This is a genomic window from Donghicola sp. XS_ASV15 (assembly GCF_041224595.1).
Taxonomy (GTDB): domain Bacteria; phylum Pseudomonadota; class Alphaproteobacteria; order Rhodobacterales; family Rhodobacteraceae; genus Donghicola.
The window spans coordinates 1-2,841 of the sequence record NZ_JBGFGN010000155.1 but is presented as its reverse complement, the minus strand read 5'-3'; the positions used below and the strand labels follow the sequence as shown (position 1 = coordinate 2,841).

General features: G+C 56.5%; 4 protein-coding genes. All 4 read left to right on the top strand.

The window, feature by feature from the left end; translation table 11 throughout:
- Positions 1 to 27: 27 nt before the first annotated feature.
- The 4 genes from AB9K37_RS14400 (at position 28) to AB9K37_RS14385 (ending at position 2,734) form a co-directional block, all read left to right on the top strand.
- Entirely contained in the window at positions 28 to 327 is a 300-nt protein-coding gene (locus AB9K37_RS14400) for a hypothetical protein (RefSeq protein ID WP_369840146.1), read from the top strand.
- A 46-nt stretch (positions 328 to 373) separates the two neighbouring features.
- A protein-coding gene (locus AB9K37_RS14395) for an IS3 family transposase (protein WP_369840144.1) occupies positions 374 to 1,527 on the top strand; the annotation gives its coding sequence in 2 pieces (ribosomal slippage) (positions 374 to 626 and positions 626 to 1,527; 1,155 coding nt in all).
- Positions 1,528 to 1,588: 61 nt separating this feature from the next.
- Complete coding sequence (locus AB9K37_RS14390; protein ID WP_369840142.1) at positions 1,589 to 1,936, top strand: hypothetical protein; 348 nt, start codon at positions 1,589 to 1,591, stop codon at positions 1,934 to 1,936.
- Between the two features lie 153 nt (positions 1,937 to 2,089).
- Entirely contained in the window at positions 2,090 to 2,734 is a 645-nt protein-coding gene (locus AB9K37_RS14385; RefSeq protein WP_369840140.1) for a sigma 54-interacting transcriptional regulator, read from the top strand.
- Positions 2,735 to 2,841 lie beyond the last annotated feature (107 nt).

Sequence of the window (2,841 nt, the reverse complement as noted above, 5' to 3'; positions counted from 1 at the left end):
AACCTCACAGAATTGGCCTGACGGCCAATGCGCCTTGGACCGGGCTTGCTATATGAGGGCCGCACGCTCCAAGGCGCTCGCCCCAAACTGGCCGACTTTTGCTCCGCCACAATGGCCGAATTTTACTCCGCCGTTGACACGATGGCAGGTGGCACCACAAGCATCGATGTTGGCTGTATGCAGGTGAACTATCGCTGGCACGGCGAGGGGTTTTCATCGCTTGAGGACATGTTCGATCCGGCCGCCAATACAGCCTACGCTGCTGAGTTTTTGACTCGTTTGAAGGAGCGAAATGAGCTACCCCCCGAAATTCGGACACTGACATAAGCTACAATATGCAGTCTGCTGATCTTCAACACGAAGGAGATCAGAGATGTCTAAACGCAAGCAGCATGCGCCGGAGTTCAAGGCGAAGGTCGCGCTGGAGGCCTTGAAGGGCGAAGAGACCGCAGCCGAACTGGCGAGCCGGTTTGGGGTGCATCCGACGATGATCCACCAATGGAAACGCGCTTTGCTCGAGGGCGCATCCGGTGTGTTCGAACGCGGCGGCCGAAAAAAGCCCGAGATCGACGAAGAGCAAGTGAAGGAGCTCCATGCCAAGATCGGGGAGCTGGCGGTAGCCAACTCTTTTTTGGAACGAAAGCTCAAGCCCTGGGGCGGGAAGTGAGGCGCGGCATGATTGAGCCTGATCACCCTCGGCTGTCTGTCGTCCAGCAGTGCAAGCTGCTGTCGATCTCACGCTCGTCATTCTATTATACGCCGAAGGGCGAGACCGCGCAGAACCTCGATCTGATGCGGCGGATCGACGAGCAGTTCTTGGAGACCCCGTTCTTCGGTGTCCGGCAAATGACCTGGCACCTGCGCAACGACGGCCATCTGGTGAATGAGAAACGGATACGCCGGCTGATGCGCCTGATGGGATTGATGCCGATCTACCAGAAGCCCAATACCAGCAGGCCAGCGAAGGGGCACAAGATCTATCCCTATCTGCTGAAGGGGTTGAGGGTCGAGCGGCCCAACCAGGTCTGGTGTTCGGACATCACCTATCTGCCGATGCGACGTGGGTTTCTCTATCTGGTGGCGATCATGGATTGGCACACCCGCAAGGTTTTGGCTTGGCGCATCTCAAACACGCTGGAGGCGGACTTCTGCGTAGAGGCGCTGAACGAAGCCATCCACAAGTTCGGCCCGCCCGAGATTATGAACACCGACCAAGGCAGCCAATTCACGTCCTTTGCATGGACCGACCGACTGCGGCGGTCCGGCATCCGCATATCTATGGACGGAAAAGGCCGGTTCCTCGACAACATCTTTATCGAGCGGCTATGGCGGACGTTGAAATACGAATGCGTCTATCTGCATGCTTGGGAGAGCGGATCAGAAGCCAAGGCGGGAATTCGAAAATGGATGGCCTTCTACAACCACCAACGCCCTCACTCAGCCCTTGGCGGCAGACCGCCCGCCATGCTTTATTGGCTGAGAAAAGACGGAACCCAACCCGATCAGCAGGTGCAACGAGTAGCTTAATTTATGCCAGATCCTGTCCAATGATCGGGGAGTAGCTCAAAATGGCTCTTGGGAAGAGGCGGTGAAGCATTACCACTCTGGCAAGGAAACGCTGGGCCGCAGATATTTGCAAAAGGTTGAAACGGCTTTCAGTGCTTTGTCCAAAGGCGATTTCCCGAAAGAAGAGGTTATGCTTGCCGCTGCGCCAGCGGGGGAATCGGCGGCTCCGCCTCGAAAGAGAAAGCTCAGCGATATGGCTGAATATATCGTCAAGTTTGGTCTTCCCGAGGGCAATCTGCCCAAAATGCCCGAATCTCGGGCCAAAGCGATTCCCTCTCGGACGTTTGATTTCAGCTCACCCTCCCGCACAGGCGAAGATGCTGCCGCTTTGGTCGCCTCACTTAAGGCGAGTCTTGGGGTAGGAAACTAGCCGATGGTATTTTTGCAAAAGCGCTCCTAACACGATTGATTTTCAGCACTACCCTTTTGGTGATCTAAAAAAACCAATGAGCAGCTATCAGCCCACCTAAACGAGTCGGTAAATTCAACGTGTACTCCGACCTCGAACTTAAGGCAGGCATCCATGACCCAGTATTGGCAAACCGCTGTGAGCGATTTGGACACCCGAAAGATTTCGGTACTGGATCGGATCTTGATCGGCCGCTCTGCTGCAATGCAGCAACTCAAGCAAGTTCTCTCTGTTGTCGCGCCAACCGAAGCACCCGTGATGGTGCAAGGGGAGACAGGCGTCGGCAAAGAACTGGTCTGCGAAGCGCTTCATACGGCGTCGGGCCGCAAAGGCGATCTGGTCGCTGTGAACTGTGCGGCGATCCCGGCGGATCTGTTGGAGTCCGAACTTTTTGGCCACGAAAAAGGTGCCTTCACCGGCGCGGATCAACGCCGCATTGGCCGAATTGAACAGGCGCAGGGCGGGACTTTGTTTCTGGACGAAATTGGCGATATGCCTCTGGCGCTGCAAGCCAAGCTCCTGCGCGTTCTGGAAACCCGCCGCATCCAGCGTGTCGGTGGCCGTGGCGAAATCGAAGTCGATTTCCGTCTTGTGACTGCGACCCACCGCGCCTTGGCCAGTGATGCCGAAGCAGGGCGTTTCCGTGCTGACCTCTATTTCCGCATCAACGTGTTCCCTGTCAGCGTACCGTCGCTGGCGCAGCGCACCGATGATATCCCGCTGATCTGTGAACGGCGGAGCAATACTCGGCCACGGTAGCGACGGCATAGTGTTGTCGCGGGCGGCGTAAAAGTCGTCCACTTTTGCCCTTTCGGATTTCGGGAGGGCTTGGGGATATACACCGTGGACTTGTATTTGAAGGTGCG

What these genes read in the sequence shown, in the direction of transcription:
- AB9K37_RS14385 (WP_369840140.1), top strand. Translation starts at nt 2,090, where the DNA reads ATGACCCAGTATTGGCAAACCGCTGTGAGCGATTTGGACACCCGAAAG.
- AB9K37_RS14400 (WP_369840146.1), top strand. Translation starts at nt 28, where the DNA reads ATGCGCCTTGGACCGGGCTTGCTATATGAGGGCCGCACGCTCCAAGGC.